This window comes from Flavimobilis marinus (assembly GCF_900113055.1).
In the GTDB taxonomy this organism is placed as follows: Bacteria; Actinomycetota; Actinomycetes; order Actinomycetales; family Cellulomonadaceae; genus Flavimobilis; species Flavimobilis marinus.
The window spans coordinates 381956-406668 of sequence record NZ_FONZ01000003.1; the positions used below are offsets into that span (position 1 = coordinate 381956).

A 24713-nucleotide genomic window follows, 5' to 3' on the forward strand; every position below is an offset into this window, starting at 1 on the left:
GCCGTCGCCGTTGGCCCGGCATGACGGTGGACGTGGTGGTGATCGGCGCGGGCCAGGCCGGCCTGTCGGCCGCCTACCACCTGGGCCGGCGCGCGCCACGGGCCGACGTCGTGGTCCTCGACGCCAACGACGGCCCGGGCGGCGCGTGGCGGCACCGGTGGCCGTCGCTCACGCTCGGCGGCGCCCACGCCGTGCACGACCTCCCCGGCCTGCCGCTCGGCGAGGTCGATCGCGACGAGCCGTCCTCGCGCGTCGTGTCCCGCTACTTCGACGCCTACGAGCGCCTCTTCGGCCTGCCCGTGCGCCGGCCGGTACGCGTCCGCAGCGTCACGTCGCCCGACGGTCCGGACGGCCCGCTGCTCGTGCACACCACGACGCCCGAGGGCGACGTCGACGTCTCCGCGCGGCAGATCATCAACGCGACCGGCACCTGGGACCGCCCCTACTGGCCGTTCTACCGGGGCCGCGACGTGTTCCGCGGCCGGCAGCTGCACACGCGCGACTTCCGGTCCGCCGAGGACTTCCGCGGCCAGCACGTCGTGGTCGTCGGCGCGGGCACGTCCGCCGTGCAGTTCCTGCTGCGGCTGCGTGGCATCGCCACGACCACGTGGGCGACGCGGCGCCCGCCGCAGTGGACCGACCGCGCCTTCGACGCCGCCTGGGGCCGCGAGGTCGAGCGGTCGGTGGCCGCCCGCACGAGCGCCGGCCTGCCCACCCTCAGCGTCGTCGCCGCCACGGGACTCCCGCTCACCGCCGAGTACCGCCAGGGGATCGCCGACGGCGTCCTGGTCTCCCGCGGCATGTTCACGCACCTCACGCCCGACGGCGTCGTGTTCGACGACGGCGAGGAGGTGCGCGCGGACGCCATCCTGTGGGCCACGGGCTTCCGGCCCGCGCTCGAGCACCTGGCGCCGCTGCGGCTGCGCGAGCCAGGCGGCGGGATCCGCACCGACGGCGGCGTCGTCGTCGAGCGCGACCCGCGCGTGCTGCTCGTCGGCTACGGCGCGAGCGCCTCCACGCTCGGCGCCACCCGGGCCGGGCGCCAGGCCGCGCGCGTCGCTGCCGAGCGCCTGGGGTCCCGGACCATTTACGATGAGGCGCATGGAGTCTGACAGTTGTAGTCCCCAGCCCACCAAGTTCCGACATCCTGCGCAGCGCGCGTCGGCCGAGGTGGGCGCATGACCGAGTGGTTGCTCCTCGGTGCGGTGGTCGTGCTGATCGTCCTGAACGGGATCTTCGTCGCCGCTGAGTTCGCATTCGTCACCGTCGACCGACCGACGGTCGCACGCCTCGCCGAGACCGGCGACAAGCGCGCCGGCTCGCTGCAGACGGCGCTGCGCAAGATGTCCACGCAGCTGTCGGGGGCGCAGTTCGGCATCACCGTCACGTCGCTCGTCGTCGGTGTGATCGCCGAGCCGTCCATCGCGACGCTGCTGCGCGGCCCCCTCGGGCTCACCGGCCTGTCCGACACCGCCACGACCGGTATCTCGCTCACAGCGGCCTTCATCCTGGCGACGTTCAGCCAGATGGTCTTCGGGGAGCTCGTCCCCAAGAACTGGGCGATCTCCGAGCCGGTCCGCGTCGGCCGCGCCGTCGCCGGCACGCAGCGCGGCTTCACCGCCGCCAGCCGCCCGTTCCTCTTCGTGCTGCAGGGCTCCGCCAACTGGCTGATCCGGCGCCTCGGCATCGAGCCGCAGGAAGAGCTCGCCTCCGCCCGCACGCCCGGGGAGCTCAGCTCGCTGGCCACCCGGTCCGCGGCGCAGGGGATGCTCGACCAGCGGCTCGCGCGCCGCGTAGAGCACTCCATCGAGATGGCCGAACGCACGGCCGCGGACGCCATGACCCCCCGGACCCAGGTGACGTTCCTCGACTCGGACGCCACGGCGTCGGACGTGCTGGTCGCCGCCCACGAGACGGGCCACGCACGGTTCCCGGTGATGGGCGAGGACGTCGACGACATCATCGGCGTGGTCCACTTCAAGCACGCCCTGGCCGTCCCGCTCGCCGAGCGCGAGACCCGCCTGGTCACCGCGATGGCCAACCCGGTCCGCGAGGTCCCCTCCCCCATGCCGCTCGACGCCGCGCTCGCCGAGCTCCGCACCGGCCTGCAGATGGCCGTCGTGATCGACGAGTACGGCGGGACCGCCGGCATCCTCACCCTCGAGGACATCGTCGAGGAGATCGTCGGCGAGATCTCCGACGAGCAGGACGAGCCTGGCAACCCTCACGTCGAGATCGGCGACCGCGCCTGGAGCCTCGACGGCCTCCTGCGCCCCGACGAGGTCGAGGAGATCACCGGTGTCCAGCTGCCCGAGGGGCGCGACTCCGACACGCTCGCGGGGCTGATCACCGAGGAGCTCGAACGCTTCGCGGAGGTCGGCGACTCCGTCGAGGTCGAGGCCCGCCACACGGGCAACCTCGACGAGGACGGGATCGCGCCGATCATCACCGCGCTGCTGACCGTGCGCCACCTCGACGGACGGCGCATCGACCGCGTCCTGCTGACGGTCGTGGAGCCGGACGACGAGGAGAACACCGATGTCTGACCAGGTCGCACTGCTCGTCGCGGTCGCCCTGCTGCTGGGCAACGCGTTCTTCGTCGGCGCCGAGTTCGCCGTCATCTCCGTCCGTCGCACGCAGGTCGAACCGCGTGCCGCCGAGGGCTCCGGGGCCGCGCGCATCACGCTGCGTGCCCTCGAGAACGTCTCCCTGATGCTCGCCGCGTCCCAGCTCGGCATCACCATGTGCTCGCTCGGCCTCGGTGCGATCGCTGAGCCGGCCGTCGCGCACCTGATCGAGGGTCCGCTCGCCTCGCTCGGCGTTCCCGAGGACGCGGTGCACCCGATCGCGTTCGCGATCGCCCTCTCGATCGTCGTCTACCTGCACATGGTGCTGGGTGAGATGGTCCCGAAGAACATCGCGATCGCCTCGCCCGAGGCCTCGGCGCTGATCCTCGCGCCCCCGCTCTACTTCGTCGCCACGGTGTTCAAGCCGATCGTGTGGGTGATGAACCACTCCGCGAACCTGGTGCTCCGGCTCATCCGCGTCGAGCCGAAGGACGAGGTCGCCTCAGCATTCACCGCCGACGAGGTCGCCTCGTTCGTCGCGCAGTCCCGTGCTGAGGGGCTGCTCGACGCCGAGGCGCACGAGCTCGTCGCCGGCGCCCTCGGGATCGGCGAGCGCACCGTCGCCGACGTCGCGGTCCCCGTGGCCGACCTCGAGGTCCTGCCGCACGGCGCGACCATCGCGGACGCGGAGGCGGCGTGCGTGCGCACCGGCTTCTCGCGGTTCCCGATCTACGGGTCCAACGGCTTCGAGGGCTACGTCCACCTCAAGGACCTGCTCGGCACCGCGGCCGAAGACCTGCACCGACCGATCAGCGCGGAGCAGATCCGGCGGCTCACGCTGCTCGAGGCCAGCACCACGCTCGACGACGCGCTCGCCGCCATGCAGCGCGCGGGCTCGCACCTGTCGCTCGTGCTCGCGTCCGACGGCGCCGCGACGGGCGTCGCGATGCTCGAGGACCTCGTGGAGGAGATGGTGGGCGAGATCGTCGACGCCGCCCAGCAGATCACGTCCTGAGCTGTCACGAGCCGTGCGCCCCTCGTGCGGGAGGGGCGCACCCGGGCTGCTAGTCGAGCTCGACCGCGCGCGGTCCGGCCTGCCAGGCGGACCACGCCGAGGCGATGATGTCGTCGAACGTGCGGCTGGTGCGCCAGCCCATGGCCTGCTCGATCCGCTCCGGGGAAGCCACGAGCAGCGCGGGGTCGCCCGCGCGCCGAGGCTCGACGTCGACCGTGACGGGCAGCTCGGTGTGCCGCGCGATCGCGTCGATCACCTCGCGCACCGAGGCGCCGGCGCCTGAGCCCACGTTGAACACGTCGAACTCGCGGTCCACCCGGTCGAGGTAGTCGAGCGAGGCGATGTGCGCGTCGGCCAGGTCGGCCACGTGCACGTAGTCCCGGATGCACGTGCCGTCGGGCGTGTCGTAGTCCTCGCCGAACAGCCGCGCGGGCTGGCCCTGGGTGACCCGCTCGAGCACCATCGGCACCAGGTTGAGAACGGCGGGGTCGCCCAGGTCGTCCCAGCCGGAGCCGGCGACGTTGAAGTACCGCAGCGCCACGAACTTGAGTCCGTGCGCCCGCTCGGCGTCGCGGCCGAGCCACTCGCCGATCAGCTTGGTCTCGCCGTACGGGTTGATCGGCGCGGTGCGGGCGGTCTCGGAGACCACCGACTCCTCCGGGCTGCCGTAGGTCGCCGCCGAGGAGGAGAACACCAGCTTCTCGACGCCCGCCGCGACCATCGCGTCGATCACGTTCGTGAGACCGCCGACGTTCTGGGCGTAGTAGAACGTGGGACGCAGCACGGACTCGCCGACCTGCTTGCGGGCCGCGAAGTGGATGACCGCGTCGACGTCGTGGTCGCGCATCGCCGTGGTGAGGACCTCGACCGCCCCCGGGGACGCGACGTCGAGCTCGATCAGGGTCGCGTCGCCGATGCGGTCCGCCGCTCCGGTCGACAGGTCGTCCACGACGACGACGTGCTCACCGGCCTCCTGCAGCAGGCGCACCACGTGCGCTCCGATGTAGCCGGCACCACCAGTCACGAGAGTCGTCATGCCCCGAGCCTAGTCGCCGGTCGGCTCAGGCCCAGCCGAGCTCGTGCAGCCGGGCGTCGTCGATACCGAAGTAGTGCGCGACCTCGTGCACCACCGTCACGAGGACCTCCTCCACGACGTCCTCCTCGGTGTCGCAGATCGCCAGGGTGGGGTTGCGGAAGATCGTGATGCGGTCGGGCAGGAACCCCGAGGACCACAGGGGCGTCCGCTCGGTGAGCGGCACCCCGTCGTACAGGCCCAGCAACGTGGGGTCGTCGGCCGGGGCGTCGTCCTCGACGAGCACGACGACGTTGTCGATCTTGCTGGCGAGCTCCGCGGGGATCTCGTCCAGCGCGTCGCTGACGAGCTCTTCGAAGCGCTCGCGTGTCATCTCGATCACGTGGGTGTCCGTCTCTCCGCTGGTGGTCCGAGGCCGGCGAACGGCATCAGATCGTTGGAACCGCAACGATTTTGCACTCTCGCCGCAGATACGCATATGCTATGCGAGGTCTTCGACGGTTCGACGCCGGGCAACAAGACTAGGCCCCCATCGTCTAGTGGCCTAGGACGCCGCCCTTTCACGGCGGTAGCACGGGTTCGAATCCCGTTGGGGGTACAGGTAGGATCGGTGCAGCACGGCCGGTCAGACTCGATCACCAGCACGGAGAACAGCACGATCAGCATCACCCAGCAGTACGGTCTTGGTACCACCAAGGCCCCGTAGCGCAGTTGGTTAGCGCGCCGCCCTGTCACGGCGGAGGTCGCGGGTTCAAGTCCCGTCGGGGTCGCTCGATCATCGCCCGGTCATCTGGCCGGGCGTTGTCGGTTTGGCCACTTAGCTCAGTTGGTAGAGCGTTCGACTGAAAATCGAAAGGTCGGCAGTTCGACCCTGCCAGTGGCCACGCAAGCCCCGCCCGGTCCGCCGTGCGGGGCTCTTGTCTTGTCGCCTCCGATTGCCCCGGTCGCCCAGACGCGGTTGAGTAGGGCTCAGCTCACCCGTCCTACGCCCCGGAAGGCACGACGACATGACGTACCACGACCCCACCGGCCCGACGGCCGCGGACGACGCCCCTCCGTCGCTCGGCGTGCTCTTCAGCCGGCTGACCGAGCAGACGTCCAAGCTGGTACGCGCCGAGATCGCGCTGGCGAAGAACGAGATGACGGCCAAGCTCAGCAAGCTGGGCATGGCCATCGGTCTGTTCGCCGCCGCCGGCATCCTCGCGCTCTACGGGCTCGGCGTACTCATCGACGCCGCCGTCCTCGGGCTCTCCGAGGCGCTCGCGCCGTGGCTGTCCGCGCTGATCGTCGCCGTCGTCCTCTTCCTCGTCGTCGGCGTGCTCGCGCTGGTCGGCAAGAAGCGCCTCGACGCCGGCACGCCGCCCAAGCCGGAGGCCGCCGCCGCGAGCGTGAAGAAGGACGTCGACGCCGTCAAGAAGGGTCTGAAGTCATGAGCGACGACAAGATCTCCCAGAAGACCCTCGAGTCCGAGATCGCCGCCACCCGCGCTGAGCTCGCCGCGACGATCGACTCGCTCTCGCTGCGGCTCGACCCTCGCATCCGCGCCGCGGAGGCCAAGGTCGCCGCGGTGCAGGCGGGCTCCGACACCGCGGCGTTCCTCAAGGGCGCCGGCCTGCCGGAGGAGGACCCGTCGCGCGCGCGCAACGTGAAGGTTCTGCTCGGCGCCGCTGCTGGCGTCGTCGGGCTCGTCGCGCTCAAGCTGATCCGCCGCTAGCCGGAAGACGACGGAGGCCGCCGTCCCGTGAGGGAGGGCGGCCTCCGTGGTGCTCATCGGAGGACGGTCAGCCGACCTGCTCGGTGCGCTCCTCGGCGCTGCCGTCGAGCAGCGAGAGGACCTCGGCCTCGCGGTAGCGGCGGTGGCCGCCGAGGGTGCGGATGGCCGACAGCTTGCCGGCCTTCGCCCAGCGGGTGACCGTCTTCGGGTCTACCCGAAAGAGACTCGCCACCTCGGCAGGAGTCAGCAGTACGTCGGACTCAGTGCCGTGGACAGGCATGGTCTCTCCTTCATGAAGTCTGTTGCGGATACGTCCATATCATCGCACCGGAGCCTGGGAGTATTACCCAAAACGCCTGGTCAGATTCGGGCAATCCGGGCTTGACGCGCCTCGCGGGCCTGCACGTGTGGCAGCGCTCACACGTGGCCCACGGATAAGGCGCGGCGAAACGGCCGCCGGGCACGTCAGCGGGCTCGGCGCAGGGCCGCCCGAGCGCCCAGGGCCCAGGCCCAGCAGGCGGGCAAGTGGTCCAAACGCCGAGCGAGCATGTACCGTGGGACCACGAACAGACGAGACACCACGCTGGGACCGCCCGTGTGATGTGGCACCGCCACGCACAGGCCAGTCCCGCCTCTATGTAAGGGGGGTCGGAGCCATGGGCCGCGGCCGTCAGAAGGCGAAGCAGACCAAGGTCGCTCGCGAGCTGAAGTACTACACGCCTCCCACGGACATCCGTGCGCTCGAGCAAGAGCTCGCGCGTTCCGGCCGTACCGACGTCGCGGTGGAGAGCCGTCCGACGCACGACGACGACGAGGATCTCGGCGCCCCCTGGAGCAACGAGCGCTGACGCGCTCGGCTCGTCGCCGCGGCACCGTTCGCCTCGGCGTCGGGCCCGCGGCGCGCGTCAGCGGTAGTCGTTGACCAGGCGCACGGCTCCGGCCTGGACTCCCTTGGTGCCAGCGACGACGTCGGCACGCTCGGTGCCAGCCTGCTCGTCGGTCGCAACCGTGCCGAGCACCCAGGCGGGTACCCCGAGCTGGGCACAGCGCGCGAGGGCCGCGTCGGCGGCGTCCTGCCCGACGACGGCCACCATGCCGACACCGAGGTTGAGCGTGCTCTCGAGGTCGCCGCGCGGCACCTGACCGAGTTCGCGGACCATCCGGAACACGGGCGGCAGCTCCCACGAGGCGCGGTCGACGGTCGCGATCATGCCGGCGGGCAGCACCCGGGCGAGGTTCGCGGCCAGCCCCCCGCCGGTGACGTGCGTGTACGCGTGCACCTGCGCGGCGGGGTCGGCCGCCAGCGCGAGGCAGTCCGCCGCGTAGACGCGGGTCGGCTCCAGGAGCTCCTCCCCCAGCGTGCGGCCGAGGTCCGGCACGTCGCGGTCGAGCGCCCAGCCGGCGTGCGCCACGACGGCGCGCACGAGCGAGTAGCCGTTGGAGTGCAGGCCCGACGACGCCATCGCGATCAGGACGTCCCCGTCCTGCACACGGTCCGGGCCGAGCAGCGCGTCCGCCTCCACGACACCCGTGGCCGCGCCGGCGACGTCGTACTCGTCGGGCCCCAGGAGGCCCGGGTGCTCGGCCGTCTCGCCGCCGACGAGGGCGGTGCCGGCGACCTCGCACGCCTGCGCGATCCCGCGCACCACGGCCGCGATGCGCTCGGGCACCACGCGCCCGCACGCGATGTAGTCGGTCATGAAGAGCGGCTTGGCGCCGACGACGACGATGTCGTCCACGACCATGCCGACGAGGTCGAACCCGATGGTGTCGTGCTTGTCCATCGCCTGGGCGATCGCCACCTTGGTCCCCACGCCGTCCGTCGACGTCGCGAGCAGCGGGCGGGTGTAGCTCGCCACCTCGCTGAAGTCGTAGAGGCCGGCGAACCCGCCCACGCCCCCGAGCACCTGCGGCCCGTGCGTGGCGCGCACGGCGTCCTTCATCAGCTCGACCGCCCGGTCACCGGCGTGCGTGTCGACGCCGGCGGCGGCATAGGTCAGTCCGTCGGTCATGGTGCTCCTCGCGTCAGGGGTGGTCGAGCGCGCCGGCGCCGCCGGCGGAGACGGTCAGGTGCGGCAGGTTGTCGGCCGGGTCGCCCAGCGGCAGCTCGTTCTGCTCCAGCAGGTGCTTGCCGAGGCGGTCCGCGCTCGGCAGCTCGATGGGGTACTTGCCCGTGAAGCAGGCCGAGCAGAGCTGGGTGGTGGGCTGCTCGGTCGCGGCGATCATCGCGTCGAGCGAGATGTACCCGAGCGAGTCGGCCCCCAGGGAGGCGCCGATCTCGTGGGAGCTGAGCCCGTTGGCGATCAGCTCCGCCCGCGAGGCGAAGTCGATCCCGTAGAAGCAGGGCCACTTCACGGGTGCGGAGCTGATCCGCACGTGCACCTCGGCCGCGCCGGCCTCCCGGAGCATCCGGATGAGCGCGCGCTGGGTGTTGCCGCGCACGATCGAGTCGTCGACGACGACGAGCCGCTTGCCGCGGATGACCTCGCGCAGCGGGTTGAGCTTGAGGCGGATGCCGAGCTGGCGCAGCGAGTCCGACGGCTGGATGAAGGTCCGGCCGACGTAGGCGTTCTTCGTCAGGCCCTGGCCGAACGGGATGCCCGACTCCTGCGCGTAGCCGACGGCCGCCGGGGTGCCGGACTCCGGGACGGGGATGACGAGGTCCGCCTCAACCGGGTGCTCGCGGGCGAGCTGGCGGCCCATCTCGACCCGTGCGGCGTGCACGGACCGGCCGGCGATCGTGGTGTCCGGGCGGGCGAGGTACACGTACTCGAACACGCAGCCGGCGCGCTCGACGGGCGCGAACCGCTGCGAGCGCAGGCCGTCGGCGTCGATCGTGACCATCTCGCCGGGCTCGACCTCACGGACGTACGACGCACCGACGATGTCGAGGGCGGACGTCTCGCTGGCCACGACCCAGCCGCGCTCGAGCCGGCCGAGGACGAGCGGGCGCACGCCCTGCGGGTCGCGGGCCGCGTACAGGGTGTGCTCGTCCATGAAGACGAGCGAGAAGGCGCCGCGCAGCCGGGGCAAGACCTCGAGCGCCGTCGCCTCGAGCGTGTGGTCGGCGTCGCCCGCGAACAGCGCGGTGATCAGCGCCGTGTCCGTGGTGTTGCCGCGCGCGAGCTCCCCGCGACGCTGGGCGCCGTAGCGCTCCGCGACCAGGTCGACGAGCTCGCCGGAGTTCACGAGGTTCCCGTTGTGCCCGAGCGCGACGGTGCCCGACGCGGTCGCCCCGAGCGTCGGCTGGGCGTTCTCCCACGTCACTCCGCCGGTCGTGGAGTAGCGGCAGTGCCCGACGGCGATGTGCCCGGTGAGCGCGTTGAGCGCGGTCTCGTCGAACACCTGGGACACGAGGCCCATGTCCTTGTAGACGAGGATCTGCGAGCCGTTGCTCGTCGCGATGCCCGCGGACTCCTGCCCGCGGTGCTGCAGCGCGTACAAGCCGAAGTAGGCGAGCTTGGCGACCTCCTCGCCGGGAGCCCAGACACCGAAGACACCACAGGCGTCCTGGGGGCCCTTCTCGCCGGGCATCAGGTCGTGATTGAGCAGTCCGTCTCCGCGCGAAGCCACGTCGCCAGTCTCCCACAGCACACCGCGGGCGACCACGATGCGGGACTGGCCCTGAACCGGCGCCGCGGAGTCGCCCGCCTCCGGGCGTCTCAGGATCCGGGAAGGCGGGTGTCCGCCGTGGGCGGACGGCTGTCCGCTCCGTACCGTCACGTCACGTCACGCCCGTCCCCAGCCTGCAGCCAGGAGCTCGTCATGTCCCGCACCCGCCCGCACCCCGCAGCGCGGCTCGTCGCGCTCGGCGTCGTGGCGGGACTCGTGGGCTGCACCCCGGCGAGCGCGAGCCCGGACCACCTCACCCTGGTGGGCTTCGCCGTCGTGCGGGCCGCGCACGGCGAGGCACGCGAGTCGTGGGCGGCGACGCCCGAGGGCGCGGGTGTCGCGTGGTCGAGCGCGTTCGGCGCCTCGGGCGACCAGAGCCGCGCCGTCGCCGCGGGGCTGCCCGCCGACGTCGTGCATCTCTCGGTGGTCGCGGACGTCGAGCGCCTGGTCACGGCGGGCCGCGTCGACGCCACGTGGGACGACGGGCCCGAGGGCGGCATCGCGTCGCAGTCCGTCGTCGTGCTCGTCGTGCGTCCGGGGAATCCGCTGGGCGTGACCGACTGGGCCGATCTCACGGCCCCGGGGGTCGAGGTCGTGACGCCCAACCCGGGGTCGTCGGGCGCCGCCCGCTGGAACGTGCTCGCCGCCTGGGCCAGCGCTGGCGGCACGCTCCGCGAGGCGCCTGGCGGAGCGCCGGGTGGGACACCGAGCCAGAGCGAGGCCGAGGGCTTCCTCGCCCGCCTGCTCGGCAACGTCGTCGCCTACCCCGGCAGCGGCCGGGACGCGACGACGGCCTTCGCCGCCGGCACCGGCGACGTCCTGATCTCGACCGAGAACGAGGCCATCCTCGCCCGCCAGCGCGGCGAGGACATCGAGTATGTGATCCCCCCGACGACGTTCCTCGTGCAGAACCCCGCCGCGGTCACGACGGACGCGCCCGCCCGCGCGCAGGACTACCTCGACCACCTGCGCGGCCCCGAGGGGCAGCGTGCGCTCGCCTCGACCGGCTTCCGCCCGCTCGGGGACGTCGGCGAGGTCGTCGTCCCCGGGGCCACCGAGCCCGCGCGCCCGTTCCCCGAGCCGGAGCACCTCGTCACGCTCGACGACGTCGGCGGCTGGGCTGCGGTGGACGCCCACCTGTTCGGGCCCGACGGCGTCGTGACGCGCCTCCAGCGGGCGGGCGCATGACCGCCGTCGCCGCCCCCGCACGGAACCGACGCCGCCCGAGCACCCCTGCCCGGGTGGGCCTCGGCGTCGGCGTGCTGTGGTTCAGCGTGCTCGCCCTGCTGCCGCTGGTCGCCGTCGTGGTCGAGACGTCCTCGGCCGGGTGGGCCGGGTTTCTCGCGACCATCACCGACGCGCAGACCGCCGCGGCGCTGCGCCTCACGGTCACGCAGGCGCTCGGCGTCACCGCGGTGAACGTCGTCATGGGGACGCTCATCGCGTGGGTGCTCGTGCGTGACCCGTTCCCCGGGCGCCGCGCCGTCGAGGTGCTGATCGACATCCCGTTCGCCCTGCCCACGATCGTCGCCGGCCTCGTGCTGCTCTCGCTCTACGGCCCCGGCAGCCCGCTGGGGATCGACGTCGCCGCGACCGAGGCCGCCGTCACCCTCGCGCTGCTCTTCGTCACGCTCCCGTTCGTCGTGCGCACCGTGCAGCCCGTCCTCGCCGAGCTCGACGCCGACGTGGAGCAGGCCGCGGCGTCGCTGGGCGCCAGCCCGCTGACGATCCTGCGGCGGATCGTCGCGCCGGCGCTCGCACCCGCGGTCGCGGCCGGGGCCGCGCTGTCGTTCGCCCGGGCCCTGAGCGAGTACGGCGCCCTCGTGCTGCTGTCCGGCAACCTGCCGATGCGCACGGAGGTCGCCTCGGTGCGCATCCTGTCCTACCTCGAGAGCGGCGACCAGACGTCGGCCGCGGCCGTCGCGACGCTCCTGCTCGCGGTGTCGCTGCTGGCGATCGTCGCCCTCGAGCTCATCGGCCGAGCGGCGGTGCGCCGTGGTTAGCTGGCGCCACGCCCGGCGCCTCGTCGTCGTCGGCTACCTCGTCCTCCTCGTGGGCTGGCCCATGAGCCTGGTCGTGCAGGCCACGTTCGCCGACGGCCTCGACACCCTCGCCCGCACGCTCGGTGACCCGGCGGTGCGCAGCGCGCTCGGGCTGACGGTCGTCGTGGCCGCGAGCGCCGTCGTCGTGAACACGGTCTTCGGCGTCGGGATGTCGCTCCTGCTCGTGCGCACCGAGTTCCGCGGCAAGCGCGTGCTGTCGGCCCTGCTCGACCTGCCGCTCTCCGTGTCCCCCGTCGTCGTCGGGCTCGCGATCGTGCTGGCCTACGGGCAGGACGGCTGGTTCGGGCCCGCGCTCGAGGACGCCGGGTTCCGCGTCGTGTTCGCCCTGCCGGGCATCGTGCTGGCCACGGCGTTCGTGTCGCTCCCGCTGGTCATCCGCGAGGTCGTGCCCGTCCTCACCGAGATCGGGACCGACGAGGAGCAGGCCGCCCGGAGCCTCGGGGCCGGTGCGTGGCCGACGTTCTGGCGCATCACGCTGCCCGCCATCAAGTGGGCCGTGGTCTACGGCGTCGTGCTCACCATGGCGCGGTCCCTCGGCGAGTTCGGCGCCGTGAAGATCGTCTCGGGGAACCTCGAGGGCGCCACCCAGACCGCCACCCTGCTCGTCGAGCAGCGGTACCAGGACTTCGACCAGGGCGCCGCGTACGCCACGGCGTTCCTGCTCGCCGCCGTCTCCGTCGCCTGCATCGTCGTCATCTCGTTCCTGCGCCCCGAGGAGAAGCCATGAGCATCGAGGTCCGCTCCGTCAGCAAGCAGTTCGGGGACTTTCACGCCCTCGACGACGTGTCGGTGTCCCTGCCCACCGGGCAGCTGACCGCGCTGCTCGGCCCGTCGGGCGGCGGCAAGTCGACGCTGCTGCGGATCATCGCGGGGCTCGAGGACGCCGACGCCGGCACCGTCGAGATCGAGGGCCGAGACGCCACGCGGCTGCCCGCGCAGCAGCGCAACGTCGGCTTCGTGTTCCAGCACTACGCCGCGTTCAAGCACATGAGCGTGGCCAAGAACGTCGCGTTCGGGCTCGAGATCCGCAAGGTCGCCAAGGAGGAGGTCCGGGCACGCGTGGACGAGCTGCTGCGGCTCGTGCACCTCGAGCAGTTCGCGGACCGCCGCCCGTCCCAGCTGTCCGGGGGACAGCGCCAGCGCATGGCGCTCGCGCGGGCGCTCGCCGTGCGGCCCAGCGTGCTGCTGCTCGACGAGCCGTTCGGGGCGCTCGACGCCCAGGTGCGCAAGGAGCTGCGCGAGTGGCTGCGACATTTGCACGACGAGTTCCCCGTGACCACCGTGTTCGTCACGCACGACCAGGAGGAGGCGCTCGAGGTCGCGGACGAGATCGTCGTGATCAACGCCGGCCGCGTCGAGCAGGTCGGGTCGCCCGACTCCCTGTACGACGCCCCGGCGAGCGCGTTCGTGATGAGCTTCCTCGGCCCGGTGACGACGCTCGACGGCGCGCTGGTGCGGCCGCACGACGTGGAGCTGGTGGCCCCAGGGCACGGCACCGGGGGGCGGGTCGCGCGAATCACGAGGATCGGGTTCGAGGTGCGCGTCGAGGTGCGCACGGCCGCTGGGCGCACGGACCTCACGCTGACGCGCTCTGCGGCGCGGGCGCGCGGGATCGCGGTCGGCGAGCAGGTCGAGGTGGCGCTGGTCGCGGGGGCGACGTCGGTTCCGGCGCCCGGGGCGGTCGCGCGGGAGCTGCTTCCGGCGCGGTGAGGTCAGCGGCCGCGCGCGGTGAGGTCAGCGGGCGCGCAGCGACCGGCGGTCGAGGAGCACGGCGACGACGGCGCCGATCAGCACCCCCGCGGCGGCGAGCTCCGTGACGAAGATCGCGAGCGTCCAGCCGCGGTCGTGCGACGGGAACACGATCAGCCCGACGACGAGGCCCAGGACGAGCCCCACCAGCGCACCCGTCCACAGGAACGCCCGGAACCGCGGCGCCCTGCGCACGGCCGCCGGGTCCACGAGCTCCACCACGGGGGCGGTCTCGGCGACGCCCTCGGCCGCAGAGGCTGCGTCGTCGTCGTCGCTCGCGGGCGGGTGCGGTGCGTCAGTCACAGGACGAGCCTAACCGCGGCGGCGGGCCGCCTGGCCCCCTCCCCGCTCCGCGAGCCCGATAGTTCGGGCTCGATTCCGACAGGGCTCACTATCGGAGACGGTGCACGGCTATCGGACTCGAAGGGTCGCGCGGAGGCTTCAGCGGCGGCGGGCGGCCTGGAGCGGGAGCAGGTGGGAGATGTCGGCGCGGTCGCCGGACGCGCGCAGGCGTCCACCGGCGCGCGCCTCGTCCCACGTCAGCTCCCCGGCCGCGAGCGCGAGCCAGGTCTGCGGGTCGGTCTCGACGACGTTCGGCGGGGTGCCGCGCGTGTGGCGCGGGCCCTCGACAGCCTGCACCGCGCCGTCGGGCGGGACGCGTACCTCGACGCTGCGCCCGGGGGCGACGTCGGCCAGCTCCTCGAGCGTGAAGCGCACGGCTGTCGCCCGGGTCGCACGGTCGTCGGCGCCGTCCTGCCAGCGGGCCAGCGCGGCGCGCCCGTCAGCGGGGTCGGTACGGCGGCGGGGAGGCATGGACCGATCGTAGGCTGCGGTGCCACGCTGGGGCATGAGCACCGACGACGGAGCACCGATGCCCGCGCTCACGCACCGCCGCCAAGCGGCTGCGGTCTCTCGGCCTCGACGCTGCGAGCGTCTCCGGAGGCATGGCAGCCTGGGAGAACGCCGGCGGCGGCGTCCGGCGCTGAGTCCCGCCCGCCCAGAACGACCGACGAAGGCGCACCATGAGCTACGTCCTCACCGTCCGCACGGCCCAGCCGTTCGAGGCCACCGTCACCGCCGTGCGGGACGCCCTCGCCGCCCAGGTCTTCGGCATCCTCACCGAGATCGACATGGCCGGCACCCTCAAGGCCAAGCTCGACGTCGATGTCCCGGCCCAGGTGATCCTCGGCGCGTGCAACCCGCCGCTCGCCTATCGCGCGCTCCAGGCGGAGGAGTCGATCGGGCTCCTGCTGCCCTGCAACGTCGTCGTCCGCGACGCCGGCGACGGGCAGACGATCGTCCAGGCGATGGACCCGCAGGTGATGGTCGGCGTGACCAAGAACGACGCGCTGCGCACGGTGGCCGACGACGCCGCTGCGCGCCTGCGTGCGGCGCTCGACGCGCTGCCGACCACCTGACCGCGGCGCCCGCCCCTCAGACCAGCGCGAACTCCACCGTGCGGTCCTCGACCGACGCTCGCACGAGGCGGACCCGCACGTCCTCGCCGAGCGGCACCTCCGCGCCGGTGACGCGTCCCCGCACCGCCGGCTGGGCGAGCATCACGACGCCCGACGACGCCGAGCCGTTCGTGTCCACGACCACCGCGTCGAACTCCTCGCCCTCGCGCCCGCGCAGCACGGCGGCCTCCACGATGTCGAGGCAACCGCGCTCGTAGCCGCTCGCCCGCTGGCTGCCGCTCGCCATCTGGGCGCCGAGCTCCGGCATCGCGTCGAGCACCCAGGCCGGCACCGGCTCGCCCGCGCACAGCGCCACGCAGATCTCGAGCCCGAACCGGTCCACCAGCCGGCGCAGCGGGGCCGTGACGTGCGCGTACTCCGCGGCGATCGCCGCGTGCCTCGTGCGGTCCGACGGTTCGACGGCCTCGACGAACGCGAGGTAGCCGGACCCGCGGAACAGGCTCATCGCCTCGGTCATGAACGCTGCATGGGCGGCGACCCGCGAGTCGAGCACCTCCAGCAGCTCCCCGTAGGTCGTGTCCCGCGGCCAGTCGATCCCGAGCCCGTGGGCGGCCCGTCGCAGCCGCGCTACGTCCCGGTCCTCCGCCGGTGGCAGCGTGCGCAGGATCCCGACGCCACCCCGACGCATCACCTGGGCAGCAGCGATCCCCGTCGCCAGGCTGAGCTGCGCGTTCCATCCCTCGACCGGCAGCACGGACCGGAACGCGAGCCTCAGGCCACCGTCGTCGTCGGCCTCGATCTCCTGCTCCGGCACGTCGAGGGAGACCCCGCCGCGCGCCCGCTCGCGCTCCTCGCGCAGGCCACCGACCACGGGCAGCAGGGCCAGCATCGGGTGGGCCGTGAGCAGCGGGCTCGCGTCCCCGGCGTCGATGCCCTCCTGCACCTCGGCGTAGGTGAGGCGCGCGCGGCTGCGGACCACCGAGCGGCGCACGGTCGCGTCGGCGATCTTCCCCGAGGCGTCGAGCGCGATCTGCCAGACGAGCGCGAACCGGTCGACGTCCGGCAGCAGGCTGCCGACGCCCTCGGAGAGCACCGCGGGGTGCAGCGGGATGCGGTTGTCCGGCCCGTACACGGTGGTCGCCCGCGCGCGGGTCTCGGCGTCGAGGGCCGAGCCGGGCTCGACGAGGCGTCCGACGTCGGCGATCGCGTAGTGCAGGACGTACCCGTCGTCCTCGCGCGACAGGTGCAGCGCCTGGTCGAGATCCATCGACCCCGGCGGGTCGATCGTCACGAACGCCATGGCGCGCAGGTCGGCGACGCCGTCGGGCACCGGACCCGCCAGCTCCGCGGCCACGCGCGCGGCGGTGCGCTCCGCTTCCGCGCTCACGTCCGGGTTGAAGCCCGTGGGCAGGTCGAGCTCGGAGCGCAGTCGGGCGAGGGCAGCCGCGACGTCGTCGGGGGCCACGGTGTCGAGTCGTAGGTGTCGCACGCCTCGACCCTAGGCGGGTGCGCGCGCACGTGCGCCCCAGGAATGGGAGGCGCCGGTCGCTCGAGGCGACAGTCGGCGCCCGTTCCTGGGGCGCAGGGGGTGCGAGGCGTCAGATGACGCCGAGGGCGAGCATCGCGTCGGCGACCTTGGTGAAGCCCGCGATGTTCGCGCCGGCCACGTAGTTGCCCGGCTGGCCGTACTCGTCGGCCGTGGTCGCGCAGCGGTCGTGGATGGACTCCATGATCCCGGCGAGGCGCTCCTCGGTGTGCTCGAACGTCCACGCGTCGCGGCTGGCGTTCTGCTGCATCTCGAGGGCCGACGTCGCCACACCGCCCGCGTTGGCGGCCTTGCCCGGGGCGAAGAGCACCCCGGCCTCCTGGAACAGCGCCACGGCCTCGGGCGTCGTCGGCATGTTCGCACCCTCGGCCACGGCCTTGAGGCCAGACTCGATCAGCGCGCGGGCGTCGTCGACGTCGAGCTCGTTCTGCGTGGCGCACGGGAGAGCGACCTCGGCGCCCACGCTCCACACGCGCCCGCCCTCGACGAAGCTCGAGCCCGGTCGGCGCGCGGCGTAGTCGGCGATGCGCCCGCGCTCGATCTCCTTGATCTGGCGGACCAGCTCGACGTCGATCCCGGCTTCGTCGAGCACGTAGCCGCTCGAGTCGGAGCACGCGACCACGTGACCACCGAGCTGCTGGGCCTTCTGCATCGCGTAGATCGCCACGTTGCCGGAGCCGGACACGACGACGCGCTTGCCCTCGAGGCCGCCGTTGCGGGTCTCGAGCATGTGCTGGGCGAAGAACACGGTGCCGAAGCCGGTGGCCTCCGTGCGCACGAGCGACCCGCCCCAGCTGATGCCCTTGCCCGTAAGCACGCCAGACTCGTAGCGGTTAGTGATGCGCTTGTACTGGCCGAACAGGTAGCCGATCTCGCGGCCGCCCACGCCGATGTCTCCCGCGGGGACGTCCGTGTACTCACCGATGTGGCGGTACAGCTCGGTCATGAAGGACTGGCAGAACCGCATGACCTCGCCGTTGGACTTGCCGCGCGGGTCGAAGTCGGAGCCGCCCTTGCCGCCGCCGATCGGCATGCCGGTCAGGGAGTTCTTGAACACCTGCTCGAAGCCGAGGAACTTCACGATGCCGAGGTACACCGACGGGTGGAACCGCAGGCCACCCTTGAACGGGCCGAGCGCGGAGTTGAACTCGACGCGGAAGCCGCGGTTGATGTTGACCTGGCCCGCGTCGTCGACCCACGGGACGCGGAAGATGATCTGGCGCTCGGGCTCGCAGATGCGCTGCAGCACCGCGGCGTCGGCGTATTGGGGGTTCTTGTCCAGGACGGGGCCGAGGGAGTCGAACACCTCGCGCACCGCTTGGTGGAACTCGGCCTCTCCGGGGTTACGACGCAGGACCTGGTCGAACACTGGCTCGAGGGAGCTCTTCATCTGGACGTCCTTCCGTGCGGGTGCCCGGCTGGCACCGCTTCGATCGTCATCGAGGCTGGCACGGAAGCCCTAGGACCGACGTCCCATCTCACGATCCGGCCGCGCCGTCCGCTCGCCGGACGCGCGGGTCGGCTGCTCGCCCCGGCGCCTCCGCCCGGCACCCGCCCCTCCGCGACTTCGTCAGTTTGAGCGCGACTTCGTGGGTTCAAGCTGACGAAGTCACGCTCGAAGTGACGAAGTCGCGGGCTAGCCGGGTGGCGAGAGCCGGCGGGCGGGGGCGGGTCAGTGAGGCAGCCGGGTCAGGCCGGCTGGACCGCCAGGCGGTAGCCGCGCTTGACGACCGTCTGCACCAGCTGGCGCGCCTGCGGTCCCTGCTGGCCGGCGGCCTCGCGCAGGCGGGCGACCGCGACCTCCACGGCGTGCGGGTCGAGCGAGCACCCGGGCAGCGCGTCGAGCAGCTCCTGGCGCGACACCACGTCCCCGGCCCGACCCGCGAGGACCCGCAGCACCTCGAGCCCGGTGGGCGAGAGCCTCAGGACATGCCCGTCGAGCATCGCCGCGCGCGAGCGCACCTGGAGACGGCCGGCCACGGTCATCAGCTCGGTCGTGCGGTCGTGCTCGTAGTGGCTGACCAGCGCCCGGACGAGCGCGCCCAGTCGCGAGCGCTCAGGCATCACCGGGTCGACGCCGCGCTCGAGGAGCGGGCGCGCCGTCACGGGCCCGACGGCGGCGGCCACGAGCGACGCGTCGGCGAACCGGGCGAGCACCTGGTCGGTGACGCCCTCACGGTCGACGGCCTCGAACCAGGCGTAGGCGCCGGGCGCGGACGTGAACACGACGGCGTCGACCTCGCCGGCCGCCGTGGCTCGCACCGTGTCCTGCACGGCCTGCGGGTCCACGGGTGGGCCCCAGCGGTACACCGTCAACGTCTGGACGTCGGCGCCCGCGGCGGCGAGCTCGACGTCGAGGTTGTCCGCACCGGCCCCGTGCAGCTGGATGGCGATGCGCTGGCCCGCGACGCCCTCGGTCAGCAGCAGGTCGAGGATCTCGGCGCTGGTCTCGGACTCGGCGACCCAGTCAGCGGTGAGCCCGGCGGCCTGGATGGCGCCGCGGGCCTTGGGGCCGCGCGCGATGATCCGTGCCTGCTCGAGCACCGCGTGCAGCTCGTCGGCCACTCCGGCGGTGTCGGCGGCCTCGATCCACGCGCGGAACCCGATGCCGGTCGTGGCGACGACGATGGCCGGCGGGTCGGCGATCAGGGCCCGCGTGACGGCGGCGAGCTCCGCGTCCTTCTCGTGCGGGACGATCCGCATCGCCGGGGCGTGCCGGATGGTCGCGCCCCGGCGCTCGAGGGCGGCGCTGAGCTCGGCCGAGCGGCGGTCCGCGGTGATGAGCACGACGCACCCGGCCAGGACCTGCTCGAGGCCCGGCGCTGCCGCGATCTCGGGGGCGGCGGTCATGCCCAGACGAGGGGGGCGGGGGCCAGGGTGTCCACGGGATGAGCGTACGTGTCCACGCCCAGCAGGTCCGGGTCGGCCACGTCACCGAGCACGATCACCGCCGGGGAACGGACGCCGACCGCCGCGCAGGTCGCGAGGAGCTGGTCGAGCGGCGCGCGAGTGACCCGCTCGGCCGCCGTGCTTGCGTGCTCCGTGACGACGACCGGCAGGTCCGCCCGCGCCCCGGCGTCGAGCAGCGTCGCCACGTGGTCGGCGAGCCGCGCCACGCCCATGAGCACGACGACGGTCGCGGCCTGCGTGACCACGGCCGTGACCGCGAGCGTGGAGAGCGGGTCGTGGCCGTGCACCACGAGCACCGACGACGACGTTCCCCGGTGCGTGACCGGCACGTGCGCGGCGGCGGGCGCGGCGAGCACGCTTGAGACGCCGGGGATCACCTCGACGTCGATCCCGTGCGCCCGGCAGGCCGCGATCTCCTCGCCGCCACGCCCGAACAGGAAGCAGTCGCCGCCCTTGAGCCGCGCCACCCGGTTCCCCGCGAGCGCCTCCCGCACGAGGATCGCGTTGATCTCGGCCTGCGTCGCCGAGTGCGCACCCGGGCGCTTCCCGACGTCGATCACCCGGACGCGCGCAGGCAGGTCCAGGTTCGCCGCCGGTCCGAGGCGGTCGGCGACGACGACGTCGGCATCCTGCAGCGCGCGCAGGCCGCGGACCGTCAGCAGGTCCACCGCCCCCGGCCCGCCGCCGACGAGCACCACCCGCCCGGTCACGCCGCCCCCGATCACGCCGCCCCCGATGCCGTGGCGGGTCGCGCAAGGTGGACGACGCCGTCGCGCACCTGCACCGGCCAGGTCACCAGGGCGACGGGGTCACCCTTCGTGGTGTCGAGGCACTCCCCGGTGCGCAGGTCGAACACCTGCTTGTAGAGGGGTGACACGATCACGGGGACGCCGCGGCGGGTGCCGACGATCCCGCGGGACATGACCATGGCCTGCGTGTACGGCTCGTGCTGCTGCACGGCGCGGACGGTGTCGTCGAACAGGCGGAACAGCGCCACCTGCTCGCCGTCGACGAGGGCCGCGGCGCCGCGCTCGACCGCGAGGTCGGTCAGCGCGCAGACGGCGACCCACACCGTCGGCGACGTGTCTGCGGCCGGGAGCGACGTCGTCGGCTCCGTGGCGGGGGCGGGTGTCACGGTGGTCATGCCCGTACCTCCAGGGTGGTGCCCGCGACGAGGACGGGGCCGGAGCGTTCGGCCGGCGTGGCTGGACGCGCCTGGCCGCGCTCCGCGACGTACGCGAGGGTGTCGTCGTGCTGGTCGGGCGCGTTCACGAAGCTGCGGAAGTGCGCGAGCTTCGCGGGATCGGCGAGCGTCGCCGCCCACTCGTCCTCGTAGTTCTCGAGGTGCTGGGCCATGGCCGCGTCGAGGTCCGCCCCGATGCCGAGAGAGTCCTCGAGCACCACCTGGCGGATCGCGTCGACGCCGCCCTCGTAGTCGGCAACCCACGCCGCGGTGCGCTGCAGGCGGTCGGCTGTGCGGACGTAGTACATGAGGAAGCGGTCGATCGTGCGGACGAGGTCCTCGGTCGACAGGTCCTCGGCGAGCAGCACCGCGTGCCGCGGCGTGAAGCCGCCGTTCCCGCCGACGTACACGTTCCAGCCCTGGTCGGTCGCGATGACGCCGACGTCCTTGCCGCGGGCCTCGGCGCACTCGCGGGCGCAGCCGGACACGCCCAGCTTGATCTTGTGCGGCGAGCGCAGGCCTCGGTAGCGCAGCTCGAGGTCGACGGCGAGGCCCACCGCGTCCTGCACCCCGAACCGGCACCAGGTCGAGCCGACGCACGACTTCACGGTGCGCAGCGACTTGCCGTACGCGTGCCCGGACTCGAAGCCCGCGTCGACCAGGCGCTGCCAGATCGCCGGCAGCTGGTCGATGCGCGCCCCGAACATGTCGATCCGCTGCCCGCCGGTGATCTTCGTGTAGAGCCCGAAGTCCTTGGCAACCTGCCCGATCGCGAGCAGCCCGTCGGGGGTGACCTCCCCTCCGGGGATGCGCGGCACCACGGAGTACGTGCCGTCCTTCTGCATGTTGGCCATGACGTGGTCGTTGGTGTCCTGCAGGGTCGCCCGCTCGCCCTCGAGGACGTGGGCCGGAGCGACGGCGGACAGCATCGACGCGATCGCCGGCTTGCACAGGTCGCAGCCGCGCCCGGCGGCGTCCGTCGCGAACCTGGCCACGACCTCGCTGAACGTGGTCAGCCCGGCGGCCCGGACGGCGTCGTACAGCTGCACGCGGGACAGGTCGAAGTGCTCGCACAGGGCGTTCGAGACCTCGATGCCCGCCTGCTCGAGCTCGGTGGTCATGAGCTTCTTCACCAGCGGGAGGCAGGACCCGCAGCTCGTTCCGGCCTTGGTGCAGGCCTTGACGCCCGCGAGGTCCGTGCAGCCGTGGTCGCGGACGGCGCCGCGCACCGTCCCGGCGGAGACGTTGTTGCACGAGCACACGCCGGCGTCGTCGGGCAGCTCGAGGTCCGCGCGCGGTCCGCCGCCCTCGGGGAGCAGGAACGCCGCGGGGTCCCCAGGGAGGACGCGTCCGACCATGGGCCGCAGGCTCGCGTACGCCGATGCGTCGCCGACGAGCACGCCGCCCAGGAGGGTCGTGCCGTCGTCGGCGAGGACGAGCTTCTTGTAGACGCCGCCGACGGGGTCCGCCCAGACAACCTCCATCGCGCCCGGCGTCGTCGCGAACGCGTCGCCCCAGGAGGCGACGTCGACGCCGGCGAGCTTGAGCTTGGTCGCCGTGTCCGCGCCGGGGAAGGTCGCGGCGCCGCCAAGGAGGCGGTCGACGACGATCTCCGCCATCGCGTAGCCGGGCGCCACGAGGCCCAGGCAGGCACCGCCGATGCACGCGACCTCGCCGATCGCCCAGATGCCGGGGACGCCGGTCCGGCACGCGTCGTCGACGACAACGCCGCCGCGCGGGCCGATCTCGAGCTCCATCGCACGGCCGAGCTCGTCGCGCGGCCGTACGCCCGTCGCCAGGACGACGACGTCGACGTCGAGCCGCCCGCCGTCGGCGAAGTCGAGGCGTCCGACGGCGCCCGTGCGGCGCGAGGGGCGCATCCGCGAGGTCGCCGTGTCGCAGCGGACCGCGACCCCGAGGTCGTTGATGAGTCGCTTGAGCGCCTGGCCGCCGCCGAGGTCGACCTGCGCGCTCATCAGGTGCGAGGTGAACTGGATGACGGTCGCCTGGGCGCCGAGGGCGTGCAGGGCGCCCGCCGCCTCGAGCCCGAGCAGGCCGCCGCCGATCACGGCCCCGCGGACCGGGCGGGTCCAGCGTCGGCCCTGCTCCTCGACCCACCCGCGCAGGGCGACGACGTCGTCGATGGTCCGGTAGACGAAGACGCCCGGGAGGTCCGCGCCCTCGATGGGCGGGACGGCGGCGTCGGAGCCGGTCGCAAGGACCAGCTCGTCGTAGGCGTAGGTGCGCCCCGAGGCCGTGGTGACGACCTGGGCGGTCCGGTCGATCGACGTCGCGGCGTCCCCGCGGACCAGGTGCACCAGCGGGTCGTCCCACAGGGTTGCGTCACCCAGGGCGAGGTCGTTGATGTCGCGGCCGGAGAAGAACGACGTGAGCGCGACGCGGTCGTACGGCGCTCGGGGCTCCTCAGCGAGGACGGTCACGTGGTGGGCGCCGGCGGTGTCGCGGTCCCGCAGGGCCTCGACGAACCGCTGGGCGACCATGCCGCCGCCCACGACGACGACGCGGCGCGGAGCGCTGGTCGAGGGGGTGGTGCCCGGGGTCTCGGGAGTCGTCTGGTCCATGCCGACGACGCTAGGCGCGTCCGATTTCTGCCGAGCGCCCGCGCTGTTACCCGGGCGTAAACCTCTCCTCACAGACCCGGCACCGCCCGTGTGAGCGGCGCTGCGGATGCCACCGGACGCGGCTCCCGCGCAGCCCCACCGCGCACGCGAGTCCGATAGTTCGGCCCCGAGTGCGATAGGAGGCACTGTCGGGCTCGGGACCGAACTATCCGATTCGACGGGTGGTGGGGGGGCCGGGGGCGAGCAGGTGGGGGCGGGGCGTCAGCGTTCGACGGGCCGCAGCGGTGAGCGCGCGGTCGAAGCGGTCGAACAGGGCATCGACCGGGTGGAAGTCGTCGCGAGTCAGCCGGAGCAGGTGCCACCCGAGCTCCACGATCGCGTCCTCGCGGCGCTTCTCCTCGAACACCACCCGCCCAGGATCGCCGCCCGCGAGCGCCGTGTACTTCACCAGACCATCGAACTCGAGGAGCAAGCGCAGCTCTTCCCATCCCACGTCAGCGCGGAAGTCTCCCATCCGCGACGCGATCGCCAGCTGCGTCGTCGGCGCCGGAAGCCCGTAAGCCAACGCGTGCAGCCGGGTGAACGACTCCCACGCGCTCTCCGCTCCGCCGTCGGCCAGCTCCACGAGCTCGCGGGCCCGCACGACACCCCGGCGCCCCGCCGCGCTGGCGACGAGCCGACGGAGCTCCTCGGCGTCTGCGCCCGCCCGCAGCGCGGCATCCGCGACGACGAGCCCGTCGGCCGCTGGCCTGCTGCATGCCACGTCCAGGACGGTCTGCTCAAGGTCGGTGATCCAGAACCCACCCATGTCGATAAGCGACGTGGGTGCGATCGTCCGCACGTGCCGCACGACGTCGGTGGCCGCGAGCGCAGATCTGCTGTGGCTGACATTGAGATGGGTCACCCGCGGTGTCCGCCACACCGGCAGCCCCCAGACGAGCGCGGCCGACTCGTGGCTCAGGACGAGATCCTCGGACGCACCCCGGGCCTGCCAGCTCCGCGACTGCGCGATGACCGCGGCGACGTGCGCGAGCGCCGTCCGGTGGCCCACGACGGCGCGAGGAGGCGGCGTGCCACCAACGGCACCGTGCAAGTACGTCCGCTCGACGAAGGCTCCCGGCCGGACTCGAACCCAGGCACCGGACCGCACCTGAGCCGCGACGTGCTTGCGTGGACTTCGGGCGGCCAGGTGCACGCGCGGCAGGACGCCGCGCGGAGTGGCGCGAGCCGAGAGGGACGAGGCGAGTGCGGCAACGGGACTCATCCCACGATCACGTCATGGCAGTCTCCGCCATGCCAGCGGCCCGGGCTTCGTTGTGGA

The 24713-nt window shown here is 73.0% G+C and carries 25 protein-coding genes and 3 tRNA genes; 14 read left to right on the plus strand and 14 right to left on the minus strand.

Annotated features, from left to right (window positions below; genetic code table 11):
* The first annotated feature begins 20 nt into the window (after positions 1–20).
* From BMZ30_RS10480 to BMZ30_RS10490, 3 genes are all read left to right on the plus strand, one after another.
* A complete protein-coding gene (locus BMZ30_RS10480; RefSeq protein ID WP_093378319.1) occupies positions 21–1112 on the plus strand; it encodes an FAD-dependent oxidoreductase in 1092 nt (363 codons plus the stop codon).
* A 66-nt stretch (positions 1113–1178) separates the two neighbouring features.
* Positions 1179–2546 (plus strand): hemolysin family protein, encoded by a 1368-nt coding sequence (locus BMZ30_RS10485; protein ID WP_093378322.1) that lies wholly within the window; start codon positions 1179–1181, stop codon positions 2544–2546.
* Positions 2539–3582, plus strand: coding sequence for a hemolysin family protein (locus BMZ30_RS10490; RefSeq protein WP_093378324.1), 1044 nt, complete (start codon positions 2539–2541; stop codon positions 3580–3582). The genes BMZ30_RS10485 and BMZ30_RS10490 overlap by 8 nt, the downstream gene beginning before the upstream one ends.
* A 49-nt stretch (positions 3583–3631) precedes the next feature.
* Here the strand turns inward: BMZ30_RS10490 and galE are convergent, their stop codons facing one another.
* On the minus strand, positions 3632–4618 hold the full coding sequence (gene galE, locus BMZ30_RS10495; protein WP_093378327.1) for a UDP-glucose 4-epimerase GalE: 987 nt from the start codon (positions 4616–4618) through the stop codon (positions 3632–3634).
* A gap of 25 nt (positions 4619–4643) precedes the next feature.
* Positions 4644–4988 carry a metallopeptidase family protein gene (locus BMZ30_RS10500; RefSeq protein WP_093378637.1) on the minus strand — a complete coding sequence of 115 codons (345 nt, stop codon included), beginning with the start codon at positions 4986–4988 and terminating at the stop codon, positions 4644–4646.
* A gap of 152 nt (positions 4989–5140) precedes the next feature.
* On the opposite strand from BMZ30_RS10500, the gene BMZ30_RS10505 reads away from it, so the two are divergent.
* The 5 genes from BMZ30_RS10505 (at position 5141) to BMZ30_RS10525 (ending at position 6329) form a co-directional block, all read left to right on the plus strand.
* Positions 5141–5213: transfer RNA gene (locus BMZ30_RS10505), tRNA-Glu, on the plus strand.
* A gap of 98 nt (positions 5214–5311) precedes the next feature.
* Positions 5312–5385: transfer RNA gene (locus BMZ30_RS10510), tRNA-Asp, on the plus strand.
* Positions 5386–5426: 41 nt separating this feature from the next.
* Positions 5427–5499, plus strand: a tRNA-Phe gene (locus BMZ30_RS10515).
* Between the two features lie 123 nt (positions 5500–5622).
* The gene (locus BMZ30_RS10520) at positions 5623–6048 is read left to right on the plus strand and encodes a phage holin family protein (RefSeq protein WP_093378330.1); all 426 of its coding nucleotides are present in this window, start codon (positions 5623–5625) and stop codon (positions 6046–6048) included.
* Positions 6045–6329: a DUF3618 domain-containing protein gene (locus tag BMZ30_RS10525; RefSeq protein ID WP_093378333.1), complete on the plus strand. Its 285-nt coding sequence runs from the start codon at positions 6045–6047 to the stop codon at positions 6327–6329. Before BMZ30_RS10520 ends, BMZ30_RS10525 begins: the two co-directional genes overlap by 4 nt.
* A 67-nt stretch (positions 6330–6396) precedes the next feature.
* Here BMZ30_RS10525 and BMZ30_RS10530 read toward each other — a convergent pair whose 3' ends face one another.
* Positions 6397–6609 (minus strand): BldC family transcriptional regulator, encoded by a 213-nt coding sequence (locus BMZ30_RS10530; RefSeq protein ID WP_093378336.1) that lies wholly within the window; start codon positions 6607–6609, stop codon positions 6397–6399.
* A 376-nt stretch (positions 6610–6985) separates the two neighbouring features.
* Between BMZ30_RS10530 and BMZ30_RS10535 the strand changes: the two genes are divergently transcribed.
* Positions 6986–7177, plus strand: coding sequence for a DUF3073 domain-containing protein (locus BMZ30_RS10535; RefSeq protein WP_093378339.1), 192 nt, complete (start codon positions 6986–6988; stop codon positions 7175–7177).
* Between the two features lie 57 nt (positions 7178–7234).
* On the opposite strand, the gene purM is transcribed toward BMZ30_RS10535, so the two are convergent.
* Together purM and purF are read right to left on the minus strand one after the other, a co-directional pair.
* Complete coding sequence (gene purM, locus BMZ30_RS10540; RefSeq protein ID WP_093378341.1) at positions 7235–8341, minus strand: phosphoribosylformylglycinamidine cyclo-ligase; 1107 nt, start codon at positions 8339–8341, stop codon at positions 7235–7237.
* 13 nt (positions 8342–8354) lie between these two features.
* Positions 8355–9902, minus strand: a complete 1548-nt coding sequence (gene purF / locus BMZ30_RS10545; RefSeq protein ID WP_093378639.1) for an amidophosphoribosyltransferase — start codon at positions 9900–9902, stop codon at positions 8355–8357.
* Between the two features lie 192 nt (positions 9903–10094).
* On the opposite strand from purF, the gene BMZ30_RS10550 reads away from it, so the two are divergent.
* Genes BMZ30_RS10550 through BMZ30_RS10565 form a run of 4 tightly spaced genes read left to right on the plus strand, consistent with a single transcriptional unit; the run spans position 10095 to position 13714 of the window.
* Positions 10095–11129, plus strand: coding sequence for an extracellular solute-binding protein (locus BMZ30_RS10550; protein ID WP_093378344.1), 1035 nt, complete (start codon positions 10095–10097; stop codon positions 11127–11129).
* Complete coding sequence (gene cysT, locus BMZ30_RS10555; protein WP_093378346.1) at positions 11126–11944, plus strand: sulfate ABC transporter permease subunit CysT; 819 nt, start codon at positions 11126–11128, stop codon at positions 11942–11944. Before BMZ30_RS10550 ends, cysT begins: the two co-directional genes overlap by 4 nt.
* Positions 11937–12731: a sulfate ABC transporter permease gene (locus BMZ30_RS10560; RefSeq protein ID WP_093378348.1), complete on the plus strand. Its 795-nt coding sequence runs from the start codon at positions 11937–11939 to the stop codon at positions 12729–12731. Before cysT ends, BMZ30_RS10560 begins: the two co-directional genes overlap by 8 nt.
* Positions 12728–13714, plus strand: coding sequence for a sulfate/molybdate ABC transporter ATP-binding protein (locus BMZ30_RS10565; protein ID WP_093378351.1), 987 nt, complete (start codon positions 12728–12730; stop codon positions 13712–13714). The genes BMZ30_RS10560 and BMZ30_RS10565 overlap by 4 nt, the downstream gene beginning before the upstream one ends.
* 24 nt (positions 13715–13738) lie before the next feature.
* On the opposite strand, the gene BMZ30_RS10570 is transcribed toward BMZ30_RS10565, so the two are convergent.
* Together BMZ30_RS10570 and BMZ30_RS10575 are read right to left on the minus strand one after the other, a co-directional pair.
* On the minus strand, positions 13739–14056 hold the full coding sequence (locus BMZ30_RS10570) for a hypothetical protein (RefSeq protein ID WP_093378353.1): 318 nt from the start codon (positions 14054–14056) through the stop codon (positions 13739–13741).
* A 138-nt stretch (positions 14057–14194) separates the two neighbouring features.
* On the minus strand, positions 14195–14566 hold the full coding sequence (locus BMZ30_RS10575) for a sterol carrier family protein (protein ID WP_093378642.1): 372 nt from the start codon (positions 14564–14566) through the stop codon (positions 14195–14197).
* A gap of 209 nt (positions 14567–14775) precedes the next feature.
* On the opposite strand from BMZ30_RS10575, the gene BMZ30_RS10580 reads away from it, so the two are divergent.
* Positions 14776–15171, plus strand: a complete 396-nt coding sequence (locus BMZ30_RS10580) for a DUF302 domain-containing protein (protein ID WP_093378356.1) — start codon at positions 14776–14778, stop codon at positions 15169–15171.
* Positions 15172–15187: 16 nt separating this feature from the next.
* Here the strand turns inward: BMZ30_RS10580 and BMZ30_RS10585 are convergent, their stop codons facing one another.
* The 7 genes from BMZ30_RS10585 to BMZ30_RS10615 all read right to left on the minus strand — a co-directional run bounded on the left by BMZ30_RS10585 (position 15188) and on the right by BMZ30_RS10615 (position 24656).
* Positions 15188–16660 carry an RNB domain-containing ribonuclease gene (locus BMZ30_RS10585; RefSeq protein WP_093378358.1) on the minus strand — a complete coding sequence of 491 codons (1473 nt, stop codon included), beginning with the start codon at positions 16658–16660 and terminating at the stop codon, positions 15188–15190.
* Positions 16661–16769: 109 nt separating this feature from the next.
* Positions 16770–18107 carry an NADP-specific glutamate dehydrogenase gene (gdhA, locus tag BMZ30_RS10590; RefSeq protein ID WP_093378361.1) on the minus strand — a complete coding sequence of 446 codons (1338 nt, stop codon included), beginning with the start codon at positions 18105–18107 and terminating at the stop codon, positions 16770–16772.
* Between the two features lie 299 nt (positions 18108–18406).
* Entirely contained in the window at positions 18407–19567 is a 1161-nt protein-coding gene (locus tag BMZ30_RS10595; protein ID WP_093378364.1) for a uroporphyrinogen-III synthase, read from the minus strand.
* On the minus strand, positions 19564–20337 hold the full coding sequence (gene cobA / locus BMZ30_RS10600) for a uroporphyrinogen-III C-methyltransferase (protein WP_093378644.1): 774 nt from the start codon (positions 20335–20337) through the stop codon (positions 19564–19566). Before cobA ends, BMZ30_RS10595 begins: the two co-directional genes overlap by 4 nt.
* Before the next feature lie 11 nt (positions 20338–20348).
* On the minus strand, positions 20349–20771 hold the full coding sequence (nirD, locus tag BMZ30_RS10605; protein ID WP_093378366.1) for a nitrite reductase small subunit NirD: 423 nt from the start codon (positions 20769–20771) through the stop codon (positions 20349–20351).
* Positions 20768–23392 carry a nitrite reductase large subunit NirB gene (gene nirB / locus BMZ30_RS10610; RefSeq protein ID WP_093378369.1) on the minus strand — a complete coding sequence of 875 codons (2625 nt, stop codon included), beginning with the start codon at positions 23390–23392 and terminating at the stop codon, positions 20768–20770. Before nirB ends, nirD begins: the two co-directional genes overlap by 4 nt.
* Before the next feature lie 205 nt (positions 23393–23597).
* The gene (locus BMZ30_RS10615) at positions 23598–24656 is read right to left on the minus strand and encodes a hypothetical protein (RefSeq protein ID WP_143073183.1); all 1059 of its coding nucleotides are present in this window, start codon (positions 24654–24656) and stop codon (positions 23598–23600) included.
* Positions 24657–24713: the final 57 nt, after the last annotated feature.

Excerpts from the sequence above, each read along its gene's own strand:
- BMZ30_RS10535 (WP_093378339.1), top strand. The coding sequence starts at position 6,986 with ATGGGCCGCGGCCGTCAGAAGGCGAAGCAGACCAAGGTCGCTCGCGAG.
- BMZ30_RS10595 (WP_093378364.1), bottom strand. The coding sequence starts at position 19,567 with ATGACCGCCGCCCCCGAGATCGCGGCAGCGCCGGGCCTCGAGCAGGTC.
- BMZ30_RS10490 (WP_093378324.1), top strand. The coding sequence starts at position 2,539 with ATGTCTGACCAGGTCGCACTGCTCGTCGCGGTCGCCCTGCTGCTGGGC.
- purM (WP_093378341.1), bottom strand. The coding sequence starts at position 8,341 with ATGACCGACGGACTGACCTATGCCGCCGCCGGCGTCGACACGCACGCC.
- BMZ30_RS10615 (WP_143073183.1), bottom strand. The coding sequence starts at position 24,656 with ATGAGTCCCGTTGCCGCACTCGCCTCGTCCCTCTCGGCTCGCGCCACT.
- BMZ30_RS10575 (WP_093378642.1), bottom strand. The coding sequence starts at position 14,566 with ATGCCTCCCCGCCGCCGTACCGACCCCGCTGACGGGCGCGCCGCGCTG.
- cysT (WP_093378346.1), top strand. The coding sequence starts at position 11,126 with ATGACCGCCGTCGCCGCCCCCGCACGGAACCGACGCCGCCCGAGCACC.
- BMZ30_RS10485 (WP_093378322.1), top strand. The coding sequence starts at position 1,179 with ATGACCGAGTGGTTGCTCCTCGGTGCGGTGGTCGTGCTGATCGTCCTG.
- nirB (WP_093378369.1), bottom strand. The coding sequence starts at position 23,392 with ATGGACCAGACGACTCCCGAGACCCCGGGCACCACCCCCTCGACCAGC.
- BMZ30_RS10525 (WP_093378333.1), top strand. The coding sequence starts at position 6,045 with ATGAGCGACGACAAGATCTCCCAGAAGACCCTCGAGTCCGAGATCGCC.
- BMZ30_RS10565 (WP_093378351.1), top strand. The coding sequence starts at position 12,728 with ATGAGCATCGAGGTCCGCTCCGTCAGCAAGCAGTTCGGGGACTTTCAC.
- BMZ30_RS10530 (WP_093378336.1), bottom strand. The coding sequence starts at position 6,609 with ATGCCTGTCCACGGCACTGAGTCCGACGTACTGCTGACTCCTGCCGAG.
- galE (WP_093378327.1), bottom strand. The coding sequence starts at position 4,618 with ATGACGACTCTCGTGACTGGTGGTGCCGGCTACATCGGAGCGCACGTG.
- BMZ30_RS10580 (WP_093378356.1), top strand. The coding sequence starts at position 14,776 with ATGAGCTACGTCCTCACCGTCCGCACGGCCCAGCCGTTCGAGGCCACC.
- BMZ30_RS10520 (WP_093378330.1), top strand. The coding sequence starts at position 5,623 with ATGACGTACCACGACCCCACCGGCCCGACGGCCGCGGACGACGCCCCT.
- nirD (WP_093378366.1), bottom strand. The coding sequence starts at position 20,771 with ATGACCACCGTGACACCCGCCCCCGCCACGGAGCCGACGACGTCGCTC.
- BMZ30_RS10500 (WP_093378637.1), bottom strand. The coding sequence starts at position 4,988 with ATGACACGCGAGCGCTTCGAAGAGCTCGTCAGCGACGCGCTGGACGAG.
- BMZ30_RS10550 (WP_093378344.1), top strand. The coding sequence starts at position 10,095 with ATGTCCCGCACCCGCCCGCACCCCGCAGCGCGGCTCGTCGCGCTCGGC.
- BMZ30_RS10480 (WP_093378319.1), top strand. The coding sequence starts at position 21 with ATGACGGTGGACGTGGTGGTGATCGGCGCGGGCCAGGCCGGCCTGTCG.
- gdhA (WP_093378361.1), bottom strand. The coding sequence starts at position 18,107 with ATGAAGAGCTCCCTCGAGCCAGTGTTCGACCAGGTCCTGCGTCGTAAC.